General features: G+C 50.0%; 14 protein-coding genes. 7 read left to right on the forward strand and 7 right to left on the reverse strand.

The window, feature by feature from the left end; genetic code table 11:
• Positions 1–21: 21 nt before the first annotated feature.
• Genes prmC through hemA form a run of 3 tightly spaced genes read right to left on the reverse strand, consistent with a single transcriptional unit; the run spans position 22 to position 3,263 of the window.
• Positions 22–894 (reverse strand): peptide chain release factor N(5)-glutamine methyltransferase, encoded by an 873-nt coding sequence (prmC, locus tag ACQ5ES_RS04020; protein ID WP_445014665.1) that lies wholly within the window; start codon positions 892–894, stop codon positions 22–24.
• Positions 894–1,985: a peptide chain release factor 1 gene (gene prfA / locus ACQ5ES_RS04025; protein WP_445015382.1), complete on the reverse strand. Its 1,092-nt coding sequence runs from the start codon at positions 1,983–1,985 to the stop codon at positions 894–896. The genes prmC and prfA overlap by 1 nt, the downstream gene beginning before the upstream one ends.
• Before the next feature lie 15 nt (positions 1,986–2,000).
• On the reverse strand, positions 2,001–3,263 hold the full coding sequence (gene hemA, locus ACQ5ES_RS04030; RefSeq protein WP_445014666.1) for a glutamyl-tRNA reductase: 1,263 nt from the start codon (positions 3,261–3,263) through the stop codon (positions 2,001–2,003).
• A gap of 96 nt (positions 3,264–3,359) precedes the next feature.
• Here hemA and lolB point away from each other — a divergent pair, with 96 nt between their 5' ends.
• From lolB to ychF, 6 genes are all read left to right on the forward strand, one after another.
• Positions 3,360–3,989, forward strand: a complete 630-nt coding sequence (gene lolB / locus ACQ5ES_RS04035) for a lipoprotein insertase outer membrane protein LolB (protein WP_445014667.1) — start codon at positions 3,360–3,362, stop codon at positions 3,987–3,989.
• Positions 3,977–4,858: a 4-(cytidine 5'-diphospho)-2-C-methyl-D-erythritol kinase gene (ispE, locus tag ACQ5ES_RS04040; RefSeq protein WP_445014668.1), complete on the forward strand. Its 882-nt coding sequence runs from the start codon at positions 3,977–3,979 to the stop codon at positions 4,856–4,858. The genes lolB and ispE overlap by 13 nt, the downstream gene beginning before the upstream one ends.
• Before the next feature lie 8 nt (positions 4,859–4,866).
• Positions 4,867–5,814 (forward strand): ribose-phosphate pyrophosphokinase, encoded by a 948-nt coding sequence (locus ACQ5ES_RS04045; protein ID WP_445014669.1) that lies wholly within the window; start codon positions 4,867–4,869, stop codon positions 5,812–5,814.
• A gap of 125 nt (positions 5,815–5,939) precedes the next feature.
• Complete coding sequence (locus tag ACQ5ES_RS04050; RefSeq protein ID WP_445014670.1) at positions 5,940–6,626, forward strand: 50S ribosomal protein L25/general stress protein Ctc; 687 nt, start codon at positions 5,940–5,942, stop codon at positions 6,624–6,626.
• Positions 6,627–6,633: 7 nt separating this feature from the next.
• A complete protein-coding gene (gene pth, locus ACQ5ES_RS04055; RefSeq protein ID WP_445014671.1) occupies positions 6,634–7,227 on the forward strand; it encodes an aminoacyl-tRNA hydrolase in 594 nt (197 codons plus the stop codon).
• A gap of 1 nt (position 7,228) precedes the next feature.
• Positions 7,229–8,320 (forward strand): redox-regulated ATPase YchF, encoded by a 1,092-nt coding sequence (ychF, locus tag ACQ5ES_RS04060; RefSeq protein WP_445014672.1) that lies wholly within the window; start codon positions 7,229–7,231, stop codon positions 8,318–8,320.
• Positions 8,321–8,400: 80 nt separating this feature from the next.
• Here ychF and ACQ5ES_RS04065 read toward each other — a convergent pair whose 3' ends face one another.
• From ACQ5ES_RS04065 to ACQ5ES_RS04080, 4 genes are read right to left on the reverse strand one after another with little or no spacing between them, the layout of a single operon-like run.
• Positions 8,401–8,829, reverse strand: a complete 429-nt coding sequence (locus ACQ5ES_RS04065; RefSeq protein WP_445014673.1) for a group I truncated hemoglobin — start codon at positions 8,827–8,829, stop codon at positions 8,401–8,403.
• A 9-nt stretch (positions 8,830–8,838) separates the two neighbouring features.
• Entirely contained in the window at positions 8,839–9,693 is an 855-nt protein-coding gene (locus ACQ5ES_RS04070; protein WP_445014674.1) for a DUF3034 family protein, read from the reverse strand.
• The gene (locus tag ACQ5ES_RS04075) at positions 9,674–11,968 is read right to left on the reverse strand and encodes a putative bifunctional diguanylate cyclase/phosphodiesterase (protein WP_445014675.1); all 2,295 of its coding nucleotides are present in this window, start codon (positions 11,966–11,968) and stop codon (positions 9,674–9,676) included. The genes ACQ5ES_RS04070 and ACQ5ES_RS04075 overlap by 20 nt, the downstream gene beginning before the upstream one ends.
• The gene (locus tag ACQ5ES_RS04080) at positions 11,958–12,620 is read right to left on the reverse strand and encodes a methylamine utilization protein (RefSeq protein ID WP_445014676.1); all 663 of its coding nucleotides are present in this window, start codon (positions 12,618–12,620) and stop codon (positions 11,958–11,960) included. The genes ACQ5ES_RS04075 and ACQ5ES_RS04080 overlap by 11 nt, the downstream gene beginning before the upstream one ends.
• 66 nt (positions 12,621–12,686) lie before the next feature.
• Here ACQ5ES_RS04080 and ACQ5ES_RS04085 point away from each other — a divergent pair, with 66 nt between their 5' ends.
• A complete protein-coding gene (locus tag ACQ5ES_RS04085; protein WP_445014677.1) occupies positions 12,687–14,078 on the forward strand; it encodes a class II fumarate hydratase in 1,392 nt (463 codons plus the stop codon).
• The last annotated feature ends 11 nt before the right edge of the window (positions 14,079–14,089 follow it).

Consider the following 14,089-nt stretch of genomic DNA (forward strand, 5'->3'; position numbering starts at 1 on the left):
GTTTTAACCATCAGATTTTCACTACTGGACGTCATTGGGCGTCCACTGAGCAAAGCTAATGCGTTCCAGATTAGCATAATCCTTGCCACTAGCTACAGCGGTATAGCCAGCATTCGCTAAACGTTCGCGGCAGCCGGCGGCTTGTTGCCAGCCATGCTCGAGAATTAACCAGCCGCGGTGATTCAGAAAACGCCGTGCTTGATCAATAATATGCTCCAAATCAGCAAAACCTTGGTTAGCTGCCACCAAAGCCGCTCGTGGTTCAAACCGCACATCTCCCCGCTCTAAGTGCGGGTCGTCTGCTGTAATGTAAGGTGGGTTGGCAACAATAGCATCAAAACCACTGACGTCACTGGGCTCTAATGCGCTAAACCAATGACTTTGCATGACCCTGAGATCTAGTTTCAGGCGAGCTGCGTTAGTTTTCGCCAAGGCCACCGCAGCTGACGATTGATCCACGGCAGTGAGCGTCCACTCCGGCCGCTCACTTTTCAGCGCCAAAGCTATCGCACCGGTGCCGGTGCCGAGATCCAGTACTTGCGCAGTTTGCGCAAGTTTCAGCGCTAGCACTTTGGCAACCAGAATTTCGGTATCCGGTCTTGGAATTAGGGTGCTGTCGTTGACTAATAGTTCTAGCGACCAGAATTCCCGCGTACCGGTTAAATGAGCAATCGGCTGCCCGGTCGCACGGGCGTTCACCAGCGCCGCGAACCGCTGTTGCTGATCCTTGTCTAGTTCGCGCTCCGGCCAAGTGTGCAAATAAGTTCGAGATTGCTGCAGTACATGAGCTAGCAAAACCTCAGCATCCAAGCGGGCCGATTCACTGGCCTTAAGTTGCGTTTGCGCCCACGCCAAAGCCGCACGCAACCCGGGTTTTGACAGCGGCGCAGTCATTAACCTTGCGACTCGGCAAGCGCCGCGAGTTGATCAGCTTGGTGTTCCTGCACAATTGCATCAAGCAGCAAATCCAGGGAACCACTCAGTACTTCATCGAGACGATAAAGCGTTAAGTTAATACGGTGATCACTAACCCTACTCTGCGGATAATTGTACGTGCGAATACGTTCCGAGCGATCGCCACTGCCGACCAGACTCCGGCGCGTGGTCTGCTCTTCTTGCTGACGTTTGTCATCGGCTTGTTGCTGTAAGCGCGCTTGCAACACCGACATCGCCTTAGCACGGTTTTTATGCTGCGAGCGCTCATCCTGACACTCAACCACGAAGCCTGAAGGTATGTGCGTGATCCGTATTGCGGAGTCAGTCCGGTTAACGTGCTGACCACCAGCACCCGACGCCCGGTAAGTATCAACCCGCAAGTCCGCTGGGTTAATTTCAATGGCTTCTGCTTCAGGCACCTCAGGTAATACTGCAACGGTGCAAGCTGAGGTGTGCACCCGACCTTGTGACTCAGTTTCTGGCACCCGCTGTACCCGATGACCGCCAGACTCAAACTTCATGCGGCCATAAGCACCATCACCAGAGATATAAGCTATCACTTCCTTATAACCACCATGCTCGCCTTCGTTAGCGTTAACAATGCTGACTTTCCAACCTTGATGTTCAGCATAACGGCTGTACATGCGAAACAAGTCACCAGCAAAAATAGCGGCTTCATCGCCACCCGCGCCAGCGCGGATTTCGAGGTAACAGGGGCGATCGTCATTAGGATCGCGCGGCAACAATAAGATCTGTAGTTGTTGCTCGAGCTGTTCTTGTTTAGCTTTCGCGCTGTCGAGCTCAGCTTGGCCCATTTCGCGCATTTCCGCATCATCTTCAGCGAGCATTTCTTGCGCCGCCTCAGCGTCCTCTTGCGCTTGCTGATAATCACGAAAACATTTTACCAATTCTTCTAACTGCGAATACTCCCGCGACAAGGCGCGAAAACGTTCTTGATCAGCAATAATTCCCGCGTCACTGAGTAAGTGCTGAACTTCTTCATAGCGTTCTAGCAGAGCTTCAAGCTTGCGGGTAATTGAAGGATTCATCATTGCAAAGAAACCTTAGTCGTTATCATTATAGATTTGTTGAAATATGGCCAAGGTCTGATAGTCGCCTTTTGCCCCGGCGTCACGCATCATCCGCGTGGGTGCGTGAAGAAATTGATTGGTTAAACGTTGGGTTAACTCACCCAATACATCCTCGGCTGATTTACCAGCAGTGAGTTGACTCCGTGCCCGCTGCAGTTGTTCCTGTGCCAACTGCTCGGTCTGTTGCCGAAAGTCGCGCAAGATATCCACGTGATCAAGGGTGCGCAACCAATTGATAAAACTTTCCGTTTGCTCGGCAATCATGCTGTGCGCCTGACTCGCGGCTTCTTCACGGTTACGTAAATTTTCCTGGATAATGCCCTGTAGGTCATCGACGCTGTAAAGATAAGCATCATTGAGCTCATTCACCTGAGCTTCGATGTCGCGCGGCACAGCAAGGTCAATCAACAGCATAGGCTTGCGCCGCCGTTGCTTCAACGCGCTCTCAATCAAACCTTTACCAATGATGGGCAAAGTACTCGCGGTCGAACTGATGACAATATCGGCCTGCGGTAATAGCTCAGGTAGCTCGCCTAAAGTGTGCGCCTGGCCACCAAATTTGCTCGCCATGGCTTCAGCACGCAGTAACGTGCGATTGGCAACCGCGAGGCGCTGCACGCCGATCTCGGTCAAATGCTGCGCCACCAATTCCGCAGTGTCCCCTGCACCCACTAACAACACTGAAGCCTCATTTAAGTCGGCGAATATTTGGCGCGCCAGGTTGACCGCTGCAAAGGCCACAGACACAGCATTTTCACCAACCGCCGTCTCGCTGCGAACCCGCTTGGCAATATGGAACGTTTGTTGAAACAGCCGTTCTAAAATACCGCCTACGCTGGCTTGGTTTTTGGCAAATTGGTAGGCCTGCTTTACCTGACCTAAAATTTGCGGCTCACCGAGGATTAATGAATCGAGTCCACTCGCGACCCGCATCAAATGATCGATGGCATCAGCATCGGTATGGCAGTAACTATGTTCCTGCAAAAGTGTCGCATTTACGCCGTGATACCCTGCCAACCAACCCAATAGCAGATCAGCTGAAGGCCCGTTGTGTAGATCCGCATGACAATAAATTTCGGTGCGATTGCAGGTTGAAACAATCACCGCTTCGCGCACGCCAGTCTGCGCCCGCAACGCAGGTAACGCCTGGTGCAGTTGCTCAGCAGAAAAGGCGATTTGCTCACGCAAATCAACCGAAGCAGTTTTATGGTTAACACCGAGTGCAAAAATAGTCATAATGAAAAAGTATGCGAGCCTCTGGCACTGCGAAACGCCGCTAATTGTACGTTAAAGGCCGGATGATGGAAAGCACACCAACTGCGGGAAACCTCGATGAAAGTACGCTTAATGCTGTTGTTAGCTCTATTGCTGAGTGGCTGTGCGGCTCCGCCGGCGGAAATTCCGATCAGCGAAATCGACCGTAATGCGGTTATGCGCCAGCAAAATACCGTGCAAGCGCTCGAGTATTGGAGCTTAAATGGGCAGATTGCACTTTTTAATCTGGCCGCGGACGAACGTGATGCGGTGTATCTTGAGTGGCAACAGACACCAAATCGCATGCAATTGCGATTTTATCATCCGCTCAAAGGTACGTTGGCACGTTTAAAGCAAGATGTTAGCGGTGCAACTTATTTTGCGGAAGACGGGCAGGTCTATCACGGTCATAATGCGGAGGAGCTGGTCGCCCGTTTATTCAATTACCAGTTGCCGCTGGAATTATTGGCAGACGTAGTCATCGGCCGGCAACCCAATAACGCCAAACATCTTAGCTACCAGTTAGTTGAGCTAGAACAACAGTCTTTTGCACCTTTAACCTCATATTCAGTGAACACCAAGGGCCAGGAGTGGCGGGTTGATTTAGCTGGCTACCAAGTACAACAGCAGCTGTTGTTACCGCAACGGGTTGAACTTGTTAGCGCCAAGTGGCGCATTAAATTAAGGGTCAGCCAGTGGAAACTCTAGTGTTACCAGCACCAGCTAAACTTAATTTGTTCCTGCATATTACGGGACAGCGTCAAGATGGCTACCATGAATTACAGACCGTGTTTCAGTTTCTCGATGCACACGATAGCCTCAGCTTTACCCGCTTAGCCGCACCCGTGCTCGAATTTCAATGTTCCGACCCAAAGCTTGAAAACGACGATAACCTAGTGTTACGTGCCGCACGATTATTACAGAATTGGGCTCAAGCCAAGCAACTGCCACCGCAAGGGGTAAGAGTAATTCTGGAAAAACGTCTGCCTTATGGCGGTGGTTTGGGTGGTGGCTCCTCTGATGCGGCCACCACTTTACTGGCACTACGTCAACTATGGCAATTGCCGATCAGCACCGCCAAACTGTTACAGCTTGGCTTACAATTAGGTGCTGACGTGCCAGTGTTTATCAATGGATATGCGGCCTTTGCTGAAGGGGTAGGTGAAAAGCTGACGCCGGTTACACCCACCAGTCCCTGGTACCTTGTAGTTGATCCGAAAGTACATATCAGTACCGCGACAATCTTTCAACATCCCGACCTTCAGCGCAACTGTGCCCCCATAGCCAGTAACGCCTGGCAGAGCCAACAAACAGAAAATGTGATCGAACCTTTGGTCCGCCGGTTGTATCCCGAAGTTGCCAACGCCCTCGACTGGTTGGTAGAATACGCGCCAACTCGGCTTACCGGTACCGGAGCATGTCTTTTCGGATCATTTGAAAGCCAAGAGATGGCGCGCGCTGCGCTTGCAAGGATGCCCGCACAATGGACCGGATTTGTCGCGCGAGGCCTGAATGAATCCCCGGTCTGCCAGCTACTGCGGCAGGCTTCAACTGACAACCTGACCAACCATAATTGAGGTTTAGTGTGCCTGACATGAAGCTATTCGCTGGCAACGCCACGCCAGAACTCGCCCAGAAAATTGCTGACCGACTCTTTATTAAACTCGGTGATGCCGACGTAGGCCGTTTTAGTGACGGTGAAATCAGCGTCATGATTAATGAAAACGTTCGCGGCTCTGATGTTTTCATTCTGCAATCGACCTGTGCACCAACCAATGACAATTTGATGGAGCTCATCGTTATGGTTGATGCACTGCGCCGCGCATCTGCCGGTCGTATTACAGCGGTGATGCCTTACTTTGGCTATGCGCGCCAAGATCGCCGCGTACGCTCTGCGCGGGTACCTATCACCTCGAAAGTTGTTGCCGATTTCTTGTCTAGTGTGGGCGTCGATCGTGTGTTGACAGTCGATTTACATGCCGAACAGATTCAAGGTTTTTTCGATGTCCCGGTAGATAACGTTTTCGGTAGCCCGGTATTACTTGAACACCTGCGCCAACAAAACTTTGATAACCCAGTCGTGGTGTCGCCTGATATCGGTGGTGTCGTGCGTGCTCGCGCTATCGCGAAATTACTTAACGATATTGACTTGGCTATCATTGATAAACGTCGTCCACGCGCCAACGAGTCACAAGTCATGCACATTATCGGCGACGTACAAAACCGTGATTGCATCATTGTCGACGACATGATTGACACCGGCGGCACTCTTTGCAAAGCAGCGGATGCACTGAAAGCGAACGGCGCGCTGCGGGTCTTCGCTTATGCCACACATCCGGTTTTTTCCGGTAATGCGGTGAAGAATATTCGCGAGTCAAATATTGACCAAGTGGTCGTTACCGATAGCATTCCGTTGAGCGCAGAAATGAAAGCGCTCGATAAGGTTCACCAGTTAACCTTAAGCGGTATGTTGTCTGAAGCCCTGCGCCGCGTCAGCAATGAAGAGTCTATCTCGGCAATGTTCGAGTATTGATTGAATTTCGTGGGCGCGGGTGGTACTATTCCGCGCCCTCGAAATTGACAAAAAGAATTTCAGGAAAGTGTCGGGTATTTGGTCGCGAATAGCCGGCTTATTTTTATTTAACGGAGACACTCCATATGTCGACTATAGATTTTACTATTCAAGCAGAACTGCGTCAGGATAAAGGGAAAGGTGCGAGCCGCCGCCTGCGTCGCGCAGAAAAACTGCCTGCAATTTTGTACGGTGCGAACAAAGAAGCTGTTTCGTTAACGTTGGATCACAATAAAGTGAACAACATGGCGGATTTCGAAGCGTTTTATTCGCACATTTTGACCTTGGTCATTGACGGCAAAAAACATCAGGCTATCTTGAAGGATATCCAACGCCACCCGTACAAACCGAAACTGACTCACCTTGACTTTCAACGGGTCGAGAAGGGTCAGAAATTGCATACTCACGTTCCATTGCACTTCTTGAATGAGACCACTGCAAAAGGCGTGAAAGATGAAGGCGGCGTTGTTGTTCACCATGTGAACGATGTGGAAATCACGTGCTTGCCAAAAGACTTACCAGAATACTTGGAAGTTGATGTAGCTAACCTTGAATTGGGTCAAAACCTCCACTTGACCGACCTGCAATTGCCAAAAGGCGTTGAATTGGTTGAGTTGACGAAAGGTGAAGATCACGACCAAGCGGTTGTATCTATCGTAGCACCACGTGTTGAAAAAGAACCTGAACCAGAAGCTGAAGAAGTTTCTGCAGAAGTTCCAACCACTAAAGAAAGTGAAGAAGACGAAGACGAAGACAAGCAAGACAAAGAATAACTCTGTCATGTCGACAATTCGTTTAATCGTGGGCCTGGGTAATCCAGGCCCCGAATATTTGCAAACCCGCCATAACGCAGGCTTCTGGTTGGTAGAGGAATTCGCTCGCCGACACGGACAGACCCTGCAACCCGAAACCAAGTTTTTTGGCCACACCGCTCGTTTACAAAAAAGCAGTTGGGATGTTCGTTTACTCCAACCCATGACCTTTATGAATAAAAGTGGCAAGGCAGTAGCGGCGCTGGCGAATTTTTTCAAGATCCAAGCTGATGAAATACTTGTGGCTTACGACGAACTCGACTTACCTCCCGGTGTAGCAAAATTCAAAACCGGCGGCGGTAGCGGTGGTCACAATGGTATTAAAGATATTACCGCGGCAATAGGTAGCCCGGACTTTCATCGCTTACGTATCGGTATCGGTCATCCTGGTCATAAAAGCAAAGTCACAGGTTATGTGCTAGGCAAAGCTCCGGCTTCCGACCAGCATTTGATGGACGATACCATTACGCAAGCCTGTTCCAGTATCGAGCTATTGATAAATGGCGATATGCGGGCAGCACAACAGCAATTACACAGTTTCAAAGCACAGAGCGAGAATTAAGATGGGATTTAAATGCGGTATCGTTGGTTTGCCTAATGTGGGTAAATCGACCTTGTTCAACGCCCTCACCAAAGCAGGTATCGAGGCAGCTAACTTCCCGTTCTGCACCATTGAACCAAACACCGGGGTGGTTGCGGTGCCTGATCCTCGTCTCAATGAGCTGGCTGCGATCGTCAACCCACAGCGCGTGCTACCCACCACAATGGAATTCGTAGATATTGCCGGGTTGGTTAAAGGTGCTTCTAAAGGTGAAGGTTTAGGTAATCAATTCCTTGCTAATATTCGCGAAACTGATGCTATCGGTCACGTTGTACGTTGCTTTGAAAATGACAATATTGTTCACGTTGCGGGTAAAGTTAACCCACAAGACGACATTGAAATCATCAACACAGAACTTGCACTGGCTGACTTAGATAGTGTTGAGAAAGCCATTCATCGCCAAGCGAAGAAAGCTAAAGGTGGGGACAAGCAAGCGGTTGCTGAAATTCAAGTTCTGGAAAAACTGTTACCAGCTTTAGAAAATGGCGAAATGGCGCGCTCCATCGCCTTATCTAAAGATGAACGCGCAACCATTCGCTCCTACAATTTGTTGACCCTGAAGCCCACCATGTACATTGCAAACGTCAATGATGATGGCTTCGAAAATAATCCCTACTTAGATAAAGTCCGCGAAATCGCAGCGAATGAAGATGCCATCGTGGTGCCAGTCTGCGCTGAGATTGAGTCCGAAATCGCTGAACTCGATGACGAGGAGAAGGTCGAGTTTATGACCGACCTTGGCATCGAAGAACCTGGTCTGAATCGGGTCATTCGTGGCGGTTATGAACTACTTAATCTACAAACCTATTTTACCGCTGGTCCTAAAGAAGTTCGCGCCTGGACCATCCCTATTGGGGCCACCGCTCCGCAAGCAGCTGGTAAGATTCACACTGACTTTGAGAAAGGCTTTATTCGAGCGGTTGTTGTCGCCTTTGATGACTACGTAACCCACAAGGGTGAACAAGGTGCGAAAGAAGCCGGTAAGCGTCGTGAAGAAGGTAAAGAATACATTGTCAAAGACGGAGATGTGATTCTGTTCCGGTTTAACGTTTAATTGTTTAAATTCAGCTTATCGTAAAACCAAAAAGGCCGCTATTGACGCGGCCTTTTTCGTATTTGAGCTGCGAAAATTCATCATTTATCGACAATTTCATCATGAAACTCAGCTAATTTTGCCAGTAACCGATTCTGAGTACTGGTTGCAATACCTTCTTTTTCCATCGCGATAATTAAATCTTCAACAATCGCATTAAACTCGGTGCGGGTTATTGCCATACCGGTATGCACTTCGCTCATGTCGGCACCACTGTATTCACAAGGACCACCGGTCAATTCGCATAAATGCTCACTCAGCATGTGATGAAAGCGGTCAATATCGACGTTTTCAAAATGTTTGATCACCCGTTCGTCCTGAGCGATCTCCAGTACAAATGAAGCCATCAAGTCGCTTATCCCCTGTTTTGCGCCAAGCTCTTGGTAGAGTGTCTCATCAGCGCGAGTCTGCCCTATGGTCGACATCAGCAACAGCATTAAAGCAGCAGCCAGCGTAAATACGTGTTTCATAGCTTCACCTTAAAAACTAATTTGTATCGATGCATAAGCACCAGATTGATCAGGTAGTCCAGCAATTGATTTCAGATCGACATAACCCGCGACCACAGCTATCGACTTATTCGGAAACCAACCGACAAAAACATCACGCCAATCGTACTCTTGGGCAAAACCTAAGTTATCCGGCTTCTGCCGATATTCAGCTCCAATGAGCCAGTGGCGATTGACGAACATACCGACACTTGCTTCTGCCATGGCCTCGTAATCATCATTTTTATCCCCACCAAAACCTAATAAACCCAATTGATTAGCCTTGGTTGCACGTAAGGTGAAATTTGCCACCCAGGTACGTTGAAACGGGCCCGCGAGCCAGGCTTTGGCCGCACTTAAATAAATGTCGGTGCCGCTGTCATCGACTGCGCCAACCGCCTGCGGCAACGCAAAGGTGGTGTTGCGCTTATGCTGAATGCCAACGCTAACCTGGGGCAGGTCACCATAGACTAAATCACCTGCTACACGCACTTTCAGCCCGTAGATATCTTGTTTCAAATCACCACCAATGGTGTTCAGGCCGAGACGCTGCCGCGCGTAGCTCACTTCAATACGATTCCCATAAGTCGCATTAACGCTTTGCACTCCCAACTGGAAGTCGTCGGCATCAGCAAAGTTGCCGTTGACGGTAAGGCCCCACTCACCATCTTCAGCGTAACTTGCGGTAGTCGCCCACGGCACTAACCCACCGCCGCCAGCACCCTCAATAGTGGTTACGCCACCAGTGGCTAAGAGCTTACCATCATCGGCATAAGCTGACGGACATATCAGGACGGTGGCCACCAGCAGTCCGCTAAGAAGATAATTAAGATGTTGTTTTGTCATGCTGTTGTTCGCCATTTTGCGCTTGCTCAGAAAAAATAGCGGCCTGTTCGGCGAGCCATTGTTCAAATTCACCTGCCGCTAAGGGTCGACTAAAATAATAACCTTGTAATGTATCACAGCCCATTTCTTGCAGTAGCCGCCACGCGGACAGCTCTTCCACACCCTCCGCTACAGTAGTTAACTGCAGTTGATTGGCTAAATGCAAGGTTGAACGAACAATAATACGGTCACTGCGATCTTCTTTTAATCCGCGAATAAAGCTTTGATCAAGCTTTAACTCATCTACCGGTAAGTATTTAAGCTGAGACAACGAGGCATAGCCGGTGCCATAGTCGTCAAGAGCTATTTTCACACCAAGCTCCCGCAGCTGAGCTAGCCGTTGTTGGGCCTGTTCAAGATCAGCCATGACCGCACTTTCCGTAACCTCAAGGGTAAGGTTTGCAGCCGGCAACTGTCGCTGTTGCAATTGTTTATCAATAAAATCGACCAGCTGCTCATCTTGCAAATCGATTGCCGATAAATTAACTGCTACCTGCAAGCTACGCCCCTGTTCGAGCCAGTATTGCTGCTGATCAAGTGCCGTTTCACAAACCCATCGGGTCACGCGCAGAATGTCACCGGATTGTTCCGCCAACGGAATGAATTCGTCGGGACGAATGACGCCAAGCTGCGGATGATGCCAACGAATCAGCGCTTCAACCCCTAACACTTGGCCAGTACCACAATTGAGTTTCGGTTGGTAGTGAAGCTCAAGTTTGCGTCCGCTAATCGCCTCGGGCAGCGCTTGCAGAATTTGTAACCGGCGCATGTAATCTTCGTCGCTGCCCTGCTGGTAAGCGGCCATCAGCTGCTTACTTTGCTGAGCCAAACGCGCCGCTAATTGAGCTCGTCGCAGTAAGGTATCAACCTCTTCTCCTTGCTCTGGATAGCGCACCAACCCGGCACGGAACTCAAGCCTATAGGGGGTCTCACCGACTTGCCAAGGTTCAACTACCACAGCACGCAAACGCCGCTGCAACACATCTTTGTGTAATTTTTCGGTACAAGCTACGACAAACTCATCACCCGCCAGTCGCGCAATGAAACAATCCTCAGCAAACTCCTGTTTAAGGCGCTGTGCTATCAGTTGCAAAATTTTGTCACCAAAACGTTGTCCGAGTCGATCGTTGAGCTCGCGAAAGCGCAGAATATTCAAGGTCACCACATAGCCGCTTTGTTGCTGCTTGAGTTGCTCGTTGAGGTAATGATGCAAGGATTTACGATTCGGCAGTCCGGTTAAGATGTCGTGCTCGAGCTGATAAATAATCCGCTGTTCGCGCTCCGCGATGGCGCCGCGCATGGTGTTAAAGGTTTCACCCAACTTGCCGAATTCATCGCTGCGTTCGAGCTCAATAGGTTCATCGTAATCCCCTTGGCGCAGTGCTTCAGCGGCTGCAGTCAAGCGCATCAAGGGTTTATTAAATTGCCGGGCGGTAGCTATGGCAAGTGCCAGCGCCACTAATAAGGTCGCCAGACCAAAGCCAAAGTATTGGGTACGCAACGCACGATATTCCTGCGTCGCCTCAACTCGCGATGTACTTACTAATAAATTTATATCGCTGAACGTAGATAGATGTCCCGCCAGGCTCTCATCGGCGAGCCAGTTTTTTACTCGCGCTTGCTGCGCTGCGTTTAACAAGGCTTGCTGCTGTATTAAAGGTAAGCTTGAGGCAAAAATGCGCCCGCTTTCCCGGTTAAAAAAAGTAATATCTGCATTGGTTAACTGTTTCAGTGATTGTGCTAATACATCATCAACAACAAAGCCTAGCGTCGCATAAGCAATTACGTCTGGCGCTCTTACCGGTACCGTAACCAACTGAAACAACTCATCATCAACACGACGAATACCGCGAAAATCAGCAATCGACGTTACTTCCGGTAACTTATGGGTGGTGGCCAGTTCGGTACCGTCAGGGCGGTATAACGCCATCAATTGGGTACCTATACGCTTACCATGATTAACCATCGCGGAAATTAAGGTGTCCTGATCGCCACTAGCTACCGCTTCCCGAAAACCAAAATCATCAGCTAGTACTTGTGCGGCTTGCAACAGCTGGTCGCCACGGATACTGATCAGCTCACCCAACACGCGTTCACTCACCATTAGCTCACGTTCAACCGTCGCCTCTGCCTGATTCTGAGTCGCTACAGTCACGGCGATTAAGGTCACCACCAGCACACCGCCTGCCAAACCTATGAAAAGCAATAATAGTCTGGTGCGGAAACTAGTTAACATTCTGTTTTAACCTATTAAAACGTTCTTGTAGTGCCGACGTCGGTGGTGGAGTTTGTTGCTGTCGCGTCACTGGCAAAGAAAGGCTCAGAGCGCCTTGTTCAGCACTGACTTTAACGGTGTGTTCGGCGGTCGTGCTTTCCCCCAGCCCAGGATACCAAAAGTGCACCTCTGTGGCGCCGTCGGTAACTTCCAAGACCGCCTCGCCCTGTTCGTCGGTGAGCACTGATTGAGCGTATGGGCTGACATAAATATAAGCGCGCATGTGATCATGAATATTACAACCCAGCACCACTACACCCGCATCAGGAAAGTTGATTAGCGGAGCTTCGCGATTACTGTAAAGCGGCACTTCAAAAGTTTTTGTCGGTGAAAATGAATACACCTGGTGACGAATGTTGTCACTATTTGGAAAGTCTACCGTTGTGCCTGGCTTAATAGTCAAAATGAATGGCTTAAATAACATATCGACTTGGTCCATTACCGCACTAGACGGCGGTGACTCGGCCGCGGCATGTTGCGTCGACACCACTACTTTTGCTAAAGCTTCACCATTCTCATCGGTCACCCGCACGGTTAACTCACGGGCCAAGCTGAGATTTGCTCCGGCACTGAACAAAAGAAATAATACCGTTACTATTTGAAACTTACGCATCTGCACCCCATGCTTATACTTAGAACACTTGTTCCCCCAAAACGCTTGATCACTGAGGAACCTATAATGTCGACTCAAGTTCGTACTGAAAAAGATAGCATGGGAGAGATAGAGGTACCAGCAGATGCATTGTGGCGAGCACAAACTGAGCGGGCGCGGCAGAACTTCGGACTCAGCACCCTGCGCTTCCCAGTGCGCTTTATCCATAGTCTTGCGCAGATAAAAGCGGCGGCCGCTGAGGCCAATGCCAAACTTGACCTGCTTACTGCAGAGCAAGCGCAAGCCATCATCACCGCAGCCGAGAGTGTGGTGAATGAAAAAGGCACCCAACATTTTCCGCTCGATATTTTTCAGACCGGTTCGGGCACTAGCACCAACATGAACATGAATGAAGTGCTCGCCGAAACTGTAAGTCGTGCCAACGGCCCAACGGTTCATCCTAATGACCATGTTAACTGCAGCCAAAGCAGTAATGACGTTATTCCCACCTGTATTCAGGTGAGTTCGGTACTGGCGTTAACTGAGCATTGGCTGCCGGCCATTATTCACTTGCAGCGAACCATCGAAAACAAGGCTCGCGAGCTCGAGGATGTGGTGAAAACCGGACGTACGCATTTAATGGATGCGATGCCGATCACCATGGCGCAAGAGCTACGTGCCTGGGGCACCCAACTTCATCATTGCCAGAGCAATGTGAATGAAGTGATTGAACGTTTACGTGCGTTACCCCAAGGAGGCACGGCCGTCGGTTCCGGCATCAACGCGCCATACGCTTTCCGCGGACTTTTCTGCGATGCATTAAGTGCACGTACCAAACAAAACTTCCGCTCCGCAGACAACCCGTTTGCAGGAATTTCGGGTCAAGAACTGAATTTACAGCTGGCTGGCGCGCTGAATAGCTGCGCTGCGGTGTTGCTGAAAATTAGTAATGACTTGCGTTGGATGAACAGTGGCCCGCTCGCCGGACTGGGCGAAATTGAACTGCGCGCACTGCAACCGGGCAGTAGCATTATGCCGGGTAAGGTGAATCCGGTTATCCCCGAAGCTGTTGCCATGGTGGCTGCGCATATCGCGGGCAGTTATCAAACCATCGCAACAGCGGCCCAACAAGGTAACTTTCAGTTAAATGTGATGTTACCGGTCGTCGCTTATCACTTATTGGAGTCCATCGAAATCAGTGGCAATGCCATGACTGCGCTGGCTGATCAGGCTATTGCTGACTTCACGGTTAAGCATCAACGTCTCGACGAAGCGCTCGCGCGCAACCCCATTTTGGTGACCGCATTAAACTCCGTGATCGGCTATAATGAAGCGGCGAAAATCGCCAAACGTGCGTACCAGGAACAGCGTCCCGTCATCGACGTCGCAGCAGAAATGACAGACCTTTCGCGAGCCGAACTCGAAACCTTATTAGATCCCAAAAAATTGACCCACGGTGGTATTCCCGGGGGCGACTAAGCTATTAAAGA

It is taken from the genome of Pseudidiomarina xizangensis, assembly GCF_052541995.1.

Bases quoted from the DNA above. Each gene is read 5' to 3' on its own strand.
- prmC (WP_445014665.1), bottom strand. From the start codon at position 894: ATGACTGCGCCGCTGTCAAAACCCGGGTTGCGTGCGGCTTTGGCGTGG.
- prfA (WP_445015382.1), bottom strand. From the start codon at position 1,985: ATGAATCCTTCAATTACCCGCAAGCTTGAAGCTCTGCTAGAACGCTAT.
- hemA (WP_445014666.1), bottom strand. From the start codon at position 3,263: ATGACTATTTTTGCACTCGGTGTTAACCATAAAACTGCTTCGGTTGAT.
- lolB (WP_445014667.1), top strand. From the start codon at position 3,360: ATGAAAGTACGCTTAATGCTGTTGTTAGCTCTATTGCTGAGTGGCTGT.
- ACQ5ES_RS04050 (WP_445014670.1), top strand. From the start codon at position 5,940: ATGTCGACTATAGATTTTACTATTCAAGCAGAACTGCGTCAGGATAAA.
- pth (WP_445014671.1), top strand. From the start codon at position 6,634: ATGTCGACAATTCGTTTAATCGTGGGCCTGGGTAATCCAGGCCCCGAA.
- ychF (WP_445014672.1), top strand. From the start codon at position 7,229: ATGGGATTTAAATGCGGTATCGTTGGTTTGCCTAATGTGGGTAAATCG.
- ACQ5ES_RS04065 (WP_445014673.1), bottom strand. From the start codon at position 8,829: ATGAAACACGTATTTACGCTGGCTGCTGCTTTAATGCTGTTGCTGATG.
- ACQ5ES_RS04070 (WP_445014674.1), bottom strand. From the start codon at position 9,693: ATGACAAAACAACATCTTAATTATCTTCTTAGCGGACTGCTGGTGGCC.
- ACQ5ES_RS04075 (WP_445014675.1), bottom strand. From the start codon at position 11,968: ATGTTAACTAGTTTCCGCACCAGACTATTATTGCTTTTCATAGGTTTG.
- ACQ5ES_RS04080 (WP_445014676.1), bottom strand. From the start codon at position 12,620: ATGCGTAAGTTTCAAATAGTAACGGTATTATTTCTTTTGTTCAGTGCC.
- ACQ5ES_RS04085 (WP_445014677.1), top strand. From the start codon at position 12,687: ATGTCGACTCAAGTTCGTACTGAAAAAGATAGCATGGGAGAGATAGAG.